Source organism: Candidatus Enterococcus moelleringii, assembly GCF_017377575.1.
GTDB classification, from domain to species: Bacteria; Bacillota; Bacilli; order Lactobacillales; family Enterococcaceae; genus Enterococcus_A; species Enterococcus_A moelleringii.
Map to the genome: position 1 here is coordinate 434,609 of NZ_JAFREM010000004.1, position 13,999 is coordinate 448,607.

Sequence of the window (13,999 nt, forward strand, 5' to 3'; positions counted from 1 at the left end):
TTTCTATTTATACTTGCAGGAGCTTCCTCATTCGCTTATACGAGTAGCGATAGATAATGAAAATGTAGATGCACACCACACCAGTTATCAAGACATCAATTCCAAAAGCGATCCTTTCTGAGGCGACAAATGATCGGTCATTGCCCCAGAATATCAGCAGGCTAAACAGCATCATAGCTGCGGCCCCAATCACAGTTGGGTAAACGAAGATCTTCGTCAACTGAGAATTGATGGTTCGGCGAATGTACTGGTTATTGGCCCCCAGCTTGGTTAGATCATCAAAGAGCTGTTTGTTATTGATGGCAATCGTAATACTGCGGGTGTAGGCAATAATCCCCACAGCTGCCAGACAAATCGTCGCAACGTAGATAAAGAGCAGGAAGAATACCGCCTGATCGCGTAAGAAGTTTTGCTTGATAATCGTTTTGATAGTTGGATAGTATTTCCAATAACTCATCAGGTCAGGATTATCAGTATCAAGTTCAATCGGCATATCGCCATCGTGAGACTCATTGGTAAGCTGTGCTTGTTCGGCTTGGTAGTCATCATACCCAGTCACTCGAGCCATTTCTGCCGGTGCACGATCAACAAATTCGCTGAAAACGTCTTGAGCAAAAGCCTGTTCAGCATCGGATTCCGCTACATTGAACATTACTTGCTTCACTTGATGTTCAATCGGCAAATCTGTCGCCACTTGAGCAAAATCAGCATCATTCAGAACATAACGGGGTGCTCCAGCAGAATACATTTGTCTATTCATCTGTGAGCCGGTAAAACTAAGCTTGAAGGTTTCGTTGGTTACTGGATTGGTCACTTGATCCATATCGTCGAACTTCAACCAAAAACCTTCCGGACCAGTGACTACCATGTAATAACCACCTTGCGGCACAGTCAGCTGTTCACCCGTAATTTTTTCATACTCGGTGGCACTGATGAATTCACCATACTTAAATTTTTCGTGATACTCTTCCACCAATTCACCGTCGTCCGTCCAGTCACGTTCTACCCCACTGACCAGCAGCTGAGGAAAGTTCACTTCGATGTAATTAGTTACCTCCACCTTATGCTTATCCGCTAAACGCTGAATATCCTCTTGGTTCACTTGATCGATTGAAGCTGGGTAAGGCAGAGAATAATCCACCGGGCTGTCATCAATCTCCCAAAACATAGTGGAATTCATCGGCACATAAAATAATGCAAAGAGACTTGCTAGTACCAATAAAGCCATGACACACATATTGCGTACCGTTTGTTTCCCCTGCGACTTCATCATGCTGAAGGGAATAATATTTTTGTAGTATTTTTGTGGTCTTCTGCCTCGTTCATGATGAGAAATCAAATAAGTCACAAAACGGTAAATTCCAACAACTGAAATCAAGTACGTAGCACTCCAAATAGCAGGCATTTGCGTGTTGAAGTTATTGGCTGTAATCGACGGAACCACATACCCTAGCAGGATACCAACTACTGTCATAGCCAATCCAGTTAAGCCGTAAAACTTCGTCACCTCTTGAATCGGCTCGTTTTTCCGCTGATCATTTAAAATATCCATCAGATTGCTGCGCTTCATGAAGATATACGCCATTACCAAGATACAAAGGCCCAGCACTAAGGCAAACAACAGGCCAATCAACGAACCGGTTAGGGCAAATTGATAAGCCATCTGCTCTGTATTAATCACTAACAAACGGAACAATTGCCAAACAATAAACGAAATAATATTCCCAAAAATAATCCCGCAAAGACTGCAGGCAGCCCAAATTTTAGCCAGCTCTTTATAAAAAGCTTTCGCCAATACTCTTTTTGACGCACCAAGCGCCAAGAAAACGCCGGTCTCCCGACTTTTATATTTGAAAAACAAGCCAGTGGCATAAATGGCAAACATCAGACAGCCGATTAAGGCAATCGCAAAAATCATATAAATCTGCTTGCGAGAATCCCCGCCCGGCGGCAAAACATTTTGAACGGTGGGACTAAACAGCGTCGCAGCATAGGAAGTAATCAAAAGAACCGCAAAGCCTAAACAAAAAACCAGCTGAACGTAATTGCCGCGGTTGTAACGCCGCAGCTTGTTAAAAACCTTATCCATGCTCATGATCCGCGCCCCCATTCAGCTCTTTCAATACCAGCAGCAGCTCATCGTGAAAGGCAGTTGGACGACTAGAACGAACCATTTCCTTGAAAATATGCCCGTCCTTCATCACGATTACCCGATCACAGTAGCTGGCTGAGAAACTATCGTGGGTAACCATGCAGATGGTTGCTCCCAGCTCCTCTTTCGCCTCGGTAAAAGCACCGATAACTGCTGCCCCGGATTTACTGTCCAAATTCCCTGTCGGTTCATCAGCTAAAATCAACAACGGATTGTTCATTAATGCACGAGCTACGGCAGTCCGCTGCTTTTGACCACCAGAGATTTCTACTGGATACTTATTCCCCACTTCGCGAATGCCGAACATGGTCAGCAGCTTCTTGGCGCGCGCTTCCATTTTCTTGTAAGGAGCGTTTTTGATGATCTTTGGCAGACAGATATTCTCAAAAATCGTCAAACCGTCCAGCAGCATAAAGTCCTGGAAGACAAAGCCTAGTTTTTCATTACGCACTTCCGCCATTTGTTCTTCGTCTAAAGCCGCAATCTTCGTGCCGTTTAGCAAAATTTCGCCTTTTTCGTAAGGAATAAAGCAGGAAATACAGTTTAACAAGGTAGTTTTCCCGCTACCTGATGACCCCATGATCCCAACGAATTCCCCCTTACGAATGGAAAACGACACATCCTTCAACACATTGTAAGTAACATTCCCGCTTTGGTAGCTTTTGTATAAATGATTGACTTGTAACATACTTAACTCCTCCTTATTTTTTAAATCCCTATCTTCTACTTAATCATAAAAGAATTTCCGCCTTCAAAATAGACCGGGAAATGTAAAGTTTGACCCGATTTTTGTAAAGTTTTGTTAGCGTTTTATGATAGAATAATAAGAAAGGCTTCATAATTTTTTCCAGCTTATAGCTGGTCGGAAATACAAGGAGGGATAACATGATTCGAATCGCTATTTGCGACGATGAACAGCGTCTACGTAAAGAATTACGGAAGGTAGTGGAACGATCGCTGCAGCTAAAAGGGCGAGACTATCAGCTGCAGGAATTTGACTGCGGCGAAGCGTTGTTAGCTGAGCTATCTGCTGGCAGTATCGATATTTTATTCCTCGATATCGAAATGGGGCAGCTAAACGGCATGGATACCGCTCGTTTGTTGCGTAAACAAGCTCCGGAGACCTTGCTGATTTTCGTAACCTCCCATCCTGACTACGTTTTCCAAGGCTATGAAGTAAAAGCCTTGAACTATATCTTAAAACCTTACAAGGAACAAAAAATACTGGAAGTGCTGGACGCAGCGATTGCTGAGCTGTCAGAAGAACCGGAGCAATCCTTTTTAGTGAAGCATAAAGGCGGGCAAAAACGCCTGCTGGTACAAAATATTTGCTACTTTTGGAGTGAGCGCCGCAAGATTCACGTTCGCACGGAAGAGGAAGTCTTAACCTTTTACGGCAAGCTCAACGAGATTGAGCTGGAAATGCCTGACTGCTTCGTTCGCATTCATAATCGTTATTTAGTCAACATCAACTTTGTTCAAGAAACCGGCACAGAGTACGTGTCATGCGCTGGACAGTCGCTGCCTTTGAGCCGCGGGAATAAGCAAGATTTGCACGTCGCCTTTGCCAAACTGTTATTGGAGTAATTTTATGAGTCTTCCACAAATCATTGCGCAGCTCTTAAACAACCTATTAATCATTATCCCTGCGTACTATTTTTACCAAACGATCTTGTGCTTTGCACCCGTAAAAGAACAACGGGTAATTAAGCTGCTGGTTTATTTCATGACCTATGGCGTTATGATTACAGTCATCTACCCGCAAGATCCATTCAATGTACTGGGTGTCCTATTGTTGTTCACCTTGACTATGCTGCTGGGCTTCAAAGGAACCTATCAGCGCAGGCTGGGAGCTGTTTTTCTTTTATTACCTTTGGTTATTTCCAGTAATTTTGTCTTTGAAGAACTGGGCTTGCGTATTTTTTTGGAAACAGGCCAGACACTCACGATCGACACGGCTCTTCATCTGTTCTTTAATTTTTTGCGCATTCCCTTGTGGTATACGGTTTATCGCCGCTACCAAAAAAGGATTACCAATGCCAAAAAGGTTATGAACCCTGCTATGTGGAACATGATCAATTTGGTCTCACTAGGCCCTTTGGTGGGCATTGTTTTCGTTGTCATTTTCGCACCCAGTGATGGCGCTTGGGTGATCTTTCCAGCGATGTTGGCCATTGCCTTAACCAGTATCGGCATCCAGTATTTGACTGGTTACTTATCTGAGGCGATCAAAAAAGATTTGGAAAATAAAAATTACAAGCTGCAGGAAGATTACTATCAAGAATTGGAAAAAAATCAGCAGGAAGTCCGCAAGCTGAAGCATGATCTAAACAATCATTTAAGTGTGGTGGGAAGCTACCTGGAAGGCGATCAAGTAGCAGAAGCCAAGGATTATTTTACTGGCCTTTCCAAGGTTTATGCCAGTCAAACCCGCGCCTTCAGTAAGAACTCGCTGGTAAATAATGTGCTGAATTCCAAGTATCAGCTGGCGCAGCAAAATGAAATTGACTGCTTCTTCAACATCGATCTCAGCGACTGGGTAGGCATCGATGACGTCAGTTTATGTACGATTTTTGCCAATACATTAGATAATGCCATCGAAGCCGCTGCGAAAATCCCTGAGGTGGATCGGCGAAAGCTGTCGGTGAAGGCCCGCTACTACAAAGGCTACTTCAGCTACGAAATTGTCAATTCGACTGAGGAACAGCTGGTAACTAAAGCCGGGAAAATCCTAACCAGCAAACCCGATAAAAAGAACCACGGCTTCGGCCTGGCCAATGTCCGGGAGATCGTCGATAACTACGACGGCACCATGAAGATCAAACAATCCGATGATGAGTTTTTGCTGCTGATTGTGATTGCGGATGTTTAGAAATTGAATGCATAACAAAAAGGATGTAGGCTGCTACATCCTTTTTAAATTACACATTGAACTTCCCGCATCAAGTCGTATAAATTAATACATCTGACACCCAAAGCAGCACAGACATCTGGAATTCTTGGCTCTTTACCAGTTGGGTTTTTAGGGTTCAAGTTCAAATTACGTTCTTCCATTGTAACGATTGTATAATCGTGAGCCTTCGCTATAGCAATCAGCCATGGGTCTGCCTTTTCAAAGACCGCCCATTCGTCATAACTTCTTTGTTTATAAAAAGGAGAAGTTTCTATATGATTAAGCACGTTAGCATATTCAGTCAAAACAGCGCTATCACTGTTAGGAAAAATTATTTTACTTCTATCCAAGCAGTATGTTTCGACCCAAATCTGCAAATCATCTTTATTGTCTCCCTTCGCATGGCACAACTCGTCCCTCACTCGATCCACCAAATAAACGGATTGATCATAGGTTTGTTTGAACCATTCCCAAAAAGAAGGAACTATGTCAAATTGATAAAAAGTTCGATAAGGCGATATGAGACTGTTACTGTCAATCAGATACTTCTTCATTATCTCCCCTCCACAAACTCTATCAATTTGTCATATGTCTTGCCTTTTGCACCTAAAAGTTCATAGGCCTCCGTATACAATATTTTTCCTTCTCTAGCTTTCCTGCTTACCGAGTGAACAAAATTCTTATCCAGTCTCGATCCTTGAGTATAATAGTAATTGCCACCAGAGCTCTTTTCCATTTCCTCTTTAGCAGATAAGTTTTTACGCATTTCTTCCAGTAAAGTCGGATAAACTTCATCAAAGATTTTCTTAGAGATTAGCTTTTGCTGTCTCAGTCGGATACATGCGACCAAATCACTTACACTAAATCCTTTAGAAATGGATTTTATGTTCTCATAGGCATTCATTTCTACATCATAAATCTCACGCAATACATTTCCCGGCAACAACATCTCTGCCGCTGTTTCATTACAGAATTTTTCAAGCTGCTCATTTAGGAATACTTGGTTCTCCCCTTGAGGATCGTTATATAGCTCATTCACACCTAGCCAGATATGAACAAGTTCATGACATAAAGAAAAAATCTTGGCTTTCACACTATCTCTGGCATTTAGAAAAATCAATGGTGCGTACTCGTCAATCAACACAAAGGCCCTAAATTCAGCAACATCTAACGGGCGGTAATTATTGTTGCCAACGACACCATTTTGCATGACTAAAATTCCAGCATTACTCGCCGCTTGTCTCAGTGTGTTAAAAGTATCAGGATTTTTTTGATTCCAATCACTGGTTAAACCAAGCTCTGTCAAAATTGCAGTTGCTAGTTCTTCCGCTTCCTCGTTGGTCGTAGCACTTCCTACGAAGTTCAATGGCAAAAAGCCATCTTCCACCAAGTTTTCCCGCATAAAACTTTGACGAGCTTCCATATGTTTAATCGTATCGATCAATTCTCTGCTTGGAGTCTCATGCTCTTCGTTGTCGATCGTTCTGTATTTCAATAGTTCAATATCTTCAACTGGAGGTTTTTTAAGAAAAAAATAGCCAAAAGGGACGCGCAGTTCTTTGCTTAGCTTATTCAGCTCATTCACACTTAATTCGCTTTCTGTAGATGCCCATTCATCAATTTTGGAAAACTTTTGAGAGATCAGAGACATACTTTTGCCAGAATTTTGAATGGCCCATTGAATGATAATCGGTTTGACTGTAATTCCTTTTGCCATTATTTTCACCTCCGTTAACTACCTAAAGTTTATCACATTCTCTTGTCCTTGCGTATCGAAAAACAAAGAGAATCCTATTGCTTTTGCAACAAACCATCCTTTTCTTGCAACAAATCCAAATTTGATATTCCTGCTGTTTTTCCCATGCTATAGTCAGCTTATAGAAAATCAAAAACAAATTTGGAGGAATCAATCATGAAAAAATATCAAACAGCATTCGCAAAAGCAGTATTAGGAAGTTGCGGTTGGTTGATGGGTATTCTAGTTTTAATAGAAGGAAAAAATCTTAGCTTCACACATGTTGCCATCGCCGCCGCTAGTTCCGCAGTCATCGCAACAGTCTTTGCGGTCCTTTATCCTTGGATCTGGAACGATGCAAAGCTGAACCGGTTTGGCAAAGTCGCTGCCTCCGCAATCATTAACATCACAACCGGCTGCATTGTCATCGGTTTAGTCATTCCAGCCATGCTGACAATGATCTTACCATGGGCGCCAGGCATGTTAGTGTTAAGCCTTGGATTGCACTTTGTTGCTTCGTGTTTTGTTAGAGAAACAGTTTAGAATTGAATAGCTCTCACTTGAAGACTAGAATCCGCTCTAGTCTTTTTTCATTTCCTCAAGAACTTTAGAAACATTTTAGAATTGGTTGAGAGTTATCTGAAGAAGAAGGGGTAAAGTATTAAGTATAGTAAGTCAGCACAACATAACGAAAAAAATTAACCGGCTGACGAACACAAACTTAAAGGAGCTGCAAATAATGGAAACCATCTTAACGGTGAATCGCTTAAACAAAAAATACAAACATCAATTTGCTTTAAAAAATGTTTCATTAGAAATTCGCAAGGGGGAAATTTACGGCCTGATCGGACGAAACGGCGCTGGGAAAACCACGCTGCTGAAATCTATCACTCGTTTAATCGCACCGTCTAACGGTACCATCGCTTTGTTCGGTTCTTCTACCGACAAGGAATGGACTAACGGCTTGAAGCGCACCGGCGCAGTCATCGAGACTCCTTCAGCCTACGATCAGCTGACGGCCAAGCAAAACTTAACCTACTATTGTAAGCTGCGAGGTATCGTGAATGCCAAACAAGTCGTTGAAGAAACCTTGGAGTTGGTGGATTTAAAAGACACCGGCAAAAAGAAATACAAAAACTTCTCACTAGGAATGAAGCAAAAGCTGGGGATCGGCATTGCGATCCTGACTCGTCCCGATTTCTTAATCCTAGATGAGCCCATCAACGGACTTGATCCAATTGCGATTGTAGAGTTTCGTCGCTTAGTCAAACGCTTGAACGAAGAACGAGGCATGACGATTATCATTTCCAGCCATATTTTAACTGAGCTTTATTATGTCGCTACCCGCTTTGGGATTATCAATGACGGCCAGCTGGTGAAGGAAATTTCTAAAGAAGAATTCGATCAGATCAATGACGAGTACATTGTCCTGCAAACGAAACAAATTCAGCAAGCCAGTCAGCTGCTGCAGGATAGCCTGCATTATGTATTGAAGGTAGTCGATAACGACACCATGCATATTTTTGGCGAATCCAATCAAGTGAATCATATCATTCAAGCCTTAGTCGAAGAACGCATTGTCATCGACGGCATTTATCACGCAAAACAAAACTTAGAGGATTATTTCACTGAATTAGTCGGTGGAAATGAGGAGGATATTCATCATGGTTAATACAATTCGGGCAGACTTTTATCGTTTATTTCATTCAAAGGGCTTTTACGTGACACAAATTATTTTAATAGCAGTGGTGGTTTTATCCGTACTGACTGAAGGGTTGGTAACCGTTGGCAGTTTCAGCGAAACCCTGCACAGTCTGCAGGAGCAAGCCAACCAAGCACAATGGTCTGGGGCAAACACGGTTGTTGCGATGTCCACCATGGCCAGCTTCTTAATCTATTTCAGCTTGCCGATTTTTATCATGACTATCGGCTTTGACTTATCTCGCAAAACCTTAAAGAACCTAGTTACATCAGGCGTATCCCGAGGCAAATTCTTCTTTTCTAAATATGTGGTCTTCTTATTTATGGTCCTGATGCAGTTTGTCTTCTATTACGGCACGCTCTTCATTACGGCTTCTCTTAAGAGCGGTGTAGGCACATTTGGTCCTGACTATTTCGAGAATTTATTCCGTGCACTAATTATGCAATTTATCTCGGTACAAGGTATTTTCGCCTTTGGTTTACTGGTTTTGTTCCTAACCTTTTCAAACATTTCAGCTGTATTGACAGTAGTCCTTCTGCCGATTTTCATCTCACTTATGAGTGCTATTTACAGTAAAGTTGAGGTATTCCGTTACCTGAGCTTCCAAGGAAACATCGATGCAGCCTGGATCAATGTCCCTGACAATTATTGGTTAAAAGTAGCTGTGACTTGTTTGGTGGTTATCATTCTTTGCTCTACAGTGTCACTAGCATCTTTTAGAAAAAGAGATATCTAAAAAAACGATCGATTCCATACCGGAGTCGATCGTTTTTTATCCTCTTACTAAATGCCAAGCAATCTCCAAACAAAACTGCTTTTCCTGATACTTCATTGTTAAGTACCCTTGAGTCAGCTCCACCAGCTCTTTAGTAATATACAAACCTAAACCCGAAGACTTCTCGGTCTCGGACATATTTTCTGAATAAAACCGGCTGGTCAGCTTGTTCAGATTCTTGATTTCCTGCTGGCTCTGGTTTTGAATCTGCACGTAAGCCCACTTGTCATCACTGGAAAGCTTCACCGACAGCTGCTTTTCCCCGTGCTTTAGGATGTTGCTAAAGATATTTTGAAAGATTCGCTGCAATATCTCAGGATCACTATCGATCAGCACACCTTCTTCAATATCCACCTCAGCTGCAAAGTTTTGCTCCGTTAAGTTGCTGTAATAGTGAAGCAGATTTTCTTTCAATACCTGAGACAAGTCCAACTGCTGGAACTGCGGCTGCACATTGGCCTCCAACAAATCCTGATATTCCAACAAAACTTCCACCCGCTGAGAAACGGTAGTTAAGTTCTTCTGAATTTTCATCAGCTTCTCCTGCTGCTCCGGAACATCCTTTAACAAATTTTGGGTAAAGCCGCTGGCAATCGTCAAGGGTGTCCGAATATCGTGGGTGATATTGTGAATCGCCAAATCCAAGGTCTTCTTCTCCTGTTGGCTCATAATCCGAATCTCCTGCAGCTCATTAAACACTTGATTCACTTCATGGATTAAAGGGTCCAAAATCACTTGATGCTCAGGATTAGTTAGTATCACATTGGTTTGACTGATCCGCTTTTCTTCAATCTCTTTGGCTAACTTCCGCAAGCTTGATCGCAGAGTCAAATAGCGGTAGGCTAGAAAAAATGCCGCTAGGGTACTGATTATCGCTAGGTAACTCATTTATCACCTGCCAGCTTCACACCCACCGACCAGATCGTTTCGATATATTCATTCTCGCTATCCAGCTGATTGATTTTCTTCCGCAAATTACTCAAGTGAGTGTTCAACGTATTATCTCCTGGCAAATAGCTTTCCTGCCAAACCTGCTCGTACAACTGTTCCTTAGTAAAAATCTGCGTTGGCCGACTCATTAAAGTCTTCAAGATGTCGAATTCCTTTTTCCCTAAACGCAAAGAATTCTCCCCTGTGTTAATGGTAAAGCTGTCTTCATCTAAAGTAATATTTTTAACGGTTAATTTGTTCTTTTCAGGCTCTACTGCCTGCCGATTTCGCAGCTGAACCATGACGCGGGCATGAACCTCGTCTAAATCAAAAGGTTTGGTAATGTAGTCATTGGCCCCGTTCATCAAGTAATCACTGACGGTCTTCTTGTCTCCAAGAGCCGTGATGATAATTACCGGCACACTGCTGTCCTGACGAATCTCCGCCAATACTTCATCGCCGCTTTTTCCCGGCAGCATAATATCCAGCAGCACCAGATCGATCGCCTCATAACGAAAAAGCATCAGGCCTTCTGTTCCCGAAAATGCCGGAAACACCTCATGCTCTTCCTTCAATAAATCCTGTAAAATCCCATTAATATCGTTGTTATCTTCTATAATTAAAACCTTAGCCACCATACCACTCCTTTATTTCCCATCTCATTATACAGAAGCCAAAGATTAAAAAATAGAGAGAAATGAAAGAAACGGTCTAATCATGAATAAACCTTCCCTTTTTGCTGAAAATTCACCGAAATGACCCAAACAAAAAACAGCCTAGCTCTGACGAACTAGACCATCCAGCTAGTTAACCCATACTTCCCTGCACTTCCTGTCCTTCGATCTCTTGTGCCACCATTAATTCCCGCAGCCAATTAGCCAACTCCGCTTCAAATTTTTGGTTCCTTAATGAATGTATTTCCCTACAGTTCTAATAATACAGGAAACAAAGAGTGAATTTTGATGAAATGTAAAATAGATGATAAAGTTTTGTTTGTTGATACGAGTGATGAATTCTCTCAGTTGGATAAGTGGGATGAATTGGTCGAGCAGTCTCAGCTATGCCATCTCTAAGATATTCCGTTGTCCATCTCCACAGTTCTACTCATTCCTGAACGTAATGAAACATTGGCCTTTTATGCGGGCGATTCCTGTCACTCTCGAATGAAACAGTTGTTACGAAAGGAAGAGATGCTTATGTTTTACAATTACGACTTGACTACCCAGGTCATTCAGCGCTATGACTGCTTTATGAAGTAAAAAATCCCTATGTTACACCCTACGTGTGTACTCTTTCCGTTAGATGTACCGTATCGTTCTGTCTGTCTAAATCTGTTATATCTGATAAAAAAAGGGCGTACCTATCCGTCCCAGAGAGGATTATAAAGCATTAGAAGCGGACCATCGAGAAGTATGCAGCCAATGTTTTGTTAATCTAGCCTTGTTTTCTACAGAATCTGCTAATGCTAGGGATGTGTTTTCATATTCGAACTTTGGATATCCTGCTTCACTACCTGTTCCAAATGCTAAATTCAATGGACAGCTGAGCAAGCACGAGTTGCTACAAACATTCCTGATGCGAAATAATTTAGACATATCTTAAAAGTATCTGGCATGAATTCACGAACGATCGATTGAGATGGATTAACCTTTCGTCAGCTGACAGAAGAATTAGCTAAATTATAAATAACAAAACTCAACACATCTGATGTTCATCTTTTGATGGGTATCTGCTGCTTTTTTTGCCTTTTATTCCCCCATCTTTGAAAATTCAGTCGAAATTATTAAGAAAACCTTAAGGGACGTTTTGTTGATATACCAAGGTTTTCCCGGGTTTTGGCTGATTTCAGACAAAAAAGTTAGTCAGGAATTCACCTTCGACTTAGAGCACTTTTTTCTATCCAAAAAATCAAGAATCCCTTTAAATCAAGGTTTTCAAAAATTGAAAGGTCGCTAAGTCGTAGGTGACCCTTCTAAGTCGTCTGTGGAGTTTTGTCGAAAAATCTTTTATTGTTTAATCACCGGCCGGAGCAACACCACAGCAACAAAAAATAAAACTTAAAATCCCAAAACAGAAAGCGGAGGAAAATAACATGATTCAAAAATTAGGAACAAAATTACAAGTATTGATCGAACAAGAAGGCGAAGACAAACAGAAGAAAGTGAATTTCCAAAACGTGATTGATAACCCACCTGAAGCAGAGGTCGTTCGATTAGGAGAAATTATGGCGGAGCTTTCCAAAGCAGGAAGCAGCTTCGATAGTGTGATCATGACCGTGCAATCACGCATCACCAAAGATCTTAATGAGGGGGCTGAATAAGTATGATGACCAGCATGAAGAAATTAGTTGTGAACTTTAGAAACGCGATGGGCAAGAGTCAGACGATCAGCTTTAAAGATGTAGATATTACCAAAACACCATCTCAAATCAAAACCTTGTTAACTGATTTTGTCGGACTAAATCTGTTCCAAAAAGACGGCGTCCGTTCCTATGAAACCCTTGTTAGTGCCAAGTTTGTGGAGACTATTGAAACACCGGTCTTTGATGTAGAAGCAGAAGCCTTAGCTGCCTATAAACGTCGTTAGGAATTAAGAGCAATACCCTAGGCTAATCCTCTACTCTCATCGTTACTAGGAAGTGTGCACAACGATGGAGTTGGGATAGTCTTCTATGCGACCTATTTTGAAAAAATTACTAAGAGAAAGAGGGAAATACAAATGTCAGAGCAACCCTTCACACCCAACCAGATTTTCAATTTATCATTAAGCACCATCGAGCAGCGCATGATGGATTTTTACAAGGAGACCCAAGACAATGCCACGACCATCCAACTATTGCTAGCGTTACGCGTGCGCTATCAGTTGGGTGCGGAGGAGTTTGCTTTGGTGTTAAAAGATTTAGTCAAATACTTATTTACCCGAACCAAAGTCACCAAAACCATGAAGAAATTCATCTACTTTTTCCAGGATTACTTCGAGACGTCAGAGTGGAAGAGAATAAATTTGAGAGTCTTCCCTGTTCGGAATTTCATTGAGAAAGCCAAGTCTGTCATTCTGTCGCCACTTGCCAAGTTATTGCCAATTGAAGTAGCTGCCACCTGATTTTGATGATATTACTGCCCTGTCCCCTACGCTAAAAAATGATGAAAGGAGTTTTTTGAACATGATTAAACTAGTGACCGGCTTCCTAAACAGTCTTGGAAAAAAGCACACGCTGAGTATCAAAGATCCCAATACCGATCTAAGTCCAGCTGAAATCAAGCAATCTTTAGAGCTGTTAACGACTTTAGACATCTTTGAAAAAGATGGTGTTGGTCTGTTCGAGGAAGTTGTTAGTGCCAAGTATGTAGAAACCATTGAGACATCGGTTTTTACTGGTGATGAATTCTTTGGTGAAGCCAATGCACCAGTTGTCTTGAACCAGTCCATGTTGGCTTATGCACCAGCTATACCTATGTTGGAAGTACCTGAAGTAACTATAGAAGAAAAAACGGTGGAAGAAGTTGATGCAGCAGATAAAAAGAAAAAACTCGAAGAGTTGAAATCACAAAGTACCTATCGAGCACTACCAGAAACACCCCAAGTCTCTCTTGATAAGCCAAAAGAAGGAGTAAAAGCAGGATCTGAAACAAATGAAGTATTGGAGGAAAGAACACCTGGAACACAACCTGAAACCGATTCGCATTCTTATAACTTGATTATGGAGATGCGGCGGCGCAGGAATCGAAGGAAAGCGAAGGAAAGCGAAGGAAAAACAGAAGAAAAATCCCGACTAAGCCGCCCACAAGACAGCGCTAGTTTGATCGATCATT

At 41.7% G+C, this 13,999-nt stretch carries 15 protein-coding genes; 9 read left to right on the forward strand and 6 right to left on the reverse strand.

Features of this window, described 5'->3' with window-relative positions; all coding sequences use genetic code 11:
- Window positions 1–7: 7 nt before the first annotated feature.
- Entirely contained in the window at window positions 8–2,095 is a 2,088-nt protein-coding gene (locus JZO70_RS03860) for an FtsX-like permease family protein (RefSeq protein ID WP_207672210.1), read from the reverse strand.
- Window positions 2,082–2,840, reverse strand: a complete 759-nt coding sequence (locus tag JZO70_RS03865; RefSeq protein WP_207672211.1) for an ABC transporter ATP-binding protein — start codon at window positions 2,838–2,840, stop codon at window positions 2,082–2,084. The genes JZO70_RS03860 and JZO70_RS03865 overlap by 14 nt, the downstream gene beginning before the upstream one ends.
- Before the next feature lie 197 nt (window positions 2,841–3,037).
- Between JZO70_RS03865 and JZO70_RS03870 the strand changes: the two genes are divergently transcribed.
- A complete protein-coding gene (locus JZO70_RS03870; RefSeq protein ID WP_207672212.1) occupies window positions 3,038–3,739 on the forward strand; it encodes a LytR/AlgR family response regulator transcription factor in 702 nt (233 codons plus the stop codon).
- A 4-nt stretch (window positions 3,740–3,743) separates the two neighbouring features.
- On the forward strand, window positions 3,744–5,024 hold the full coding sequence (locus JZO70_RS03875) for an ATP-binding protein (protein ID WP_207672213.1): 1,281 nt from the start codon (window positions 3,744–3,746) through the stop codon (window positions 5,022–5,024).
- 44 nt (window positions 5,025–5,068) lie between these two features.
- Here JZO70_RS03875 and JZO70_RS03880 read toward each other — a convergent pair whose 3' ends face one another.
- Window positions 5,069–5,599, reverse strand: coding sequence for a DUF4411 family protein (locus tag JZO70_RS03880; RefSeq protein WP_207672214.1), 531 nt, complete (start codon window positions 5,597–5,599; stop codon window positions 5,069–5,071).
- A complete protein-coding gene (locus JZO70_RS03885) occupies window positions 5,599–6,762 on the reverse strand; it encodes an ImmA/IrrE family metallo-endopeptidase (protein WP_207672215.1) in 1,164 nt (387 codons plus the stop codon). Before JZO70_RS03885 ends, JZO70_RS03880 begins: the two co-directional genes overlap by 1 nt.
- A 195-nt stretch (window positions 6,763–6,957) precedes the next feature.
- Between JZO70_RS03885 and JZO70_RS03890 the strand changes: the two genes are divergently transcribed.
- From JZO70_RS03890 to JZO70_RS03900, 3 genes are all read left to right on the forward strand, one after another.
- Complete coding sequence (locus JZO70_RS03890) at window positions 6,958–7,323, forward strand: hypothetical protein (protein ID WP_207672216.1); 366 nt, start codon at window positions 6,958–6,960, stop codon at window positions 7,321–7,323.
- Between the two features lie 196 nt (window positions 7,324–7,519).
- The gene (locus tag JZO70_RS03895; RefSeq protein ID WP_207672217.1) at window positions 7,520–8,452 is read left to right on the forward strand and encodes an ABC transporter ATP-binding protein; all 933 of its coding nucleotides are present in this window, start codon (window positions 7,520–7,522) and stop codon (window positions 8,450–8,452) included.
- Complete coding sequence (locus JZO70_RS03900; protein WP_207672218.1) at window positions 8,445–9,218, forward strand: DUF2705 family protein; 774 nt, start codon at window positions 8,445–8,447, stop codon at window positions 9,216–9,218. The genes JZO70_RS03895 and JZO70_RS03900 overlap by 8 nt, the downstream gene beginning before the upstream one ends.
- Before the next feature lie 36 nt (window positions 9,219–9,254).
- Here JZO70_RS03900 and JZO70_RS03905 read toward each other — a convergent pair whose 3' ends face one another.
- Entirely contained in the window at window positions 9,255–10,145 is an 891-nt protein-coding gene (locus JZO70_RS03905; RefSeq protein WP_207672219.1) for a sensor histidine kinase, read from the reverse strand.
- A complete protein-coding gene (locus JZO70_RS03910; RefSeq protein ID WP_207672220.1) occupies window positions 10,142–10,822 on the reverse strand; it encodes a response regulator in 681 nt (226 codons plus the stop codon). The genes JZO70_RS03905 and JZO70_RS03910 overlap by 4 nt, the downstream gene beginning before the upstream one ends.
- Window positions 10,823–12,279: 1,457 nt before the next feature.
- On the opposite strand from JZO70_RS03910, the gene JZO70_RS03915 reads away from it, so the two are divergent.
- The 4 genes from JZO70_RS03915 to JZO70_RS03930 all read left to right on the forward strand — a co-directional run.
- Window positions 12,280–12,507: a hypothetical protein gene (locus JZO70_RS03915; RefSeq protein ID WP_207672221.1), complete on the forward strand. Its 228-nt coding sequence runs from the start codon at window positions 12,280–12,282 to the stop codon at window positions 12,505–12,507.
- A 2-nt stretch (window positions 12,508–12,509) separates the two neighbouring features.
- A complete protein-coding gene (locus JZO70_RS03920) occupies window positions 12,510–12,773 on the forward strand; it encodes a DUF2922 domain-containing protein (protein ID WP_242703741.1) in 264 nt (87 codons plus the stop codon).
- 132 nt (window positions 12,774–12,905) lie between these two features.
- On the forward strand, window positions 12,906–13,289 hold the full coding sequence (locus JZO70_RS03925) for a hypothetical protein (RefSeq protein WP_207672222.1): 384 nt from the start codon (window positions 12,906–12,908) through the stop codon (window positions 13,287–13,289).
- A 61-nt stretch (window positions 13,290–13,350) separates the two neighbouring features.
- The coding region (locus JZO70_RS03930) for a DUF2922 domain-containing protein (protein WP_207672223.1) at window positions 13,351–13,999 on the forward strand (649 nt) is incomplete at its 3' end.

What these genes read in the sequence shown, in the direction of transcription:
- JZO70_RS03860 (WP_207672210.1), bottom strand. Translation starts at nt 2,095, where the DNA reads ATGAGCATGGATAAGGTTTTTAACAAGCTGCGGCGTTACAACCGCGGC.
- JZO70_RS03865 (WP_207672211.1), bottom strand. Translation starts at nt 2,840, where the DNA reads ATGTTACAAGTCAATCATTTATACAAAAGCTACCAAAGCGGGAATGTT.
- JZO70_RS03870 (WP_207672212.1), top strand. Translation starts at nt 3,038, where the DNA reads ATGATTCGAATCGCTATTTGCGACGATGAACAGCGTCTACGTAAAGAA.
- JZO70_RS03875 (WP_207672213.1), top strand. Translation starts at nt 3,744, where the DNA reads ATGAGTCTTCCACAAATCATTGCGCAGCTCTTAAACAACCTATTAATC.
- JZO70_RS03880 (WP_207672214.1), bottom strand. Translation starts at nt 5,599, where the DNA reads ATGAAGAAGTATCTGATTGACAGTAACAGTCTCATATCGCCTTATCGA.
- JZO70_RS03885 (WP_207672215.1), bottom strand. Translation starts at nt 6,762, where the DNA reads ATGGCAAAAGGAATTACAGTCAAACCGATTATCATTCAATGGGCCATT.
- JZO70_RS03890 (WP_207672216.1), top strand. Translation starts at nt 6,958, where the DNA reads ATGAAAAAATATCAAACAGCATTCGCAAAAGCAGTATTAGGAAGTTGC.
- JZO70_RS03895 (WP_207672217.1), top strand. Translation starts at nt 7,520, where the DNA reads ATGGAAACCATCTTAACGGTGAATCGCTTAAACAAAAAATACAAACAT.
- JZO70_RS03900 (WP_207672218.1), top strand. Translation starts at nt 8,445, where the DNA reads ATGGTTAATACAATTCGGGCAGACTTTTATCGTTTATTTCATTCAAAG.
- JZO70_RS03905 (WP_207672219.1), bottom strand. Translation starts at nt 10,145, where the DNA reads ATGAGTTACCTAGCGATAATCAGTACCCTAGCGGCATTTTTTCTAGCC.
- JZO70_RS03915 (WP_207672221.1), top strand. Translation starts at nt 12,280, where the DNA reads ATGATTCAAAAATTAGGAACAAAATTACAAGTATTGATCGAACAAGAA.
- JZO70_RS03920 (WP_242703741.1), top strand. Translation starts at nt 12,510, where the DNA reads ATGATGACCAGCATGAAGAAATTAGTTGTGAACTTTAGAAACGCGATG.
- JZO70_RS03925 (WP_207672222.1), top strand. Translation starts at nt 12,906, where the DNA reads ATGTCAGAGCAACCCTTCACACCCAACCAGATTTTCAATTTATCATTA.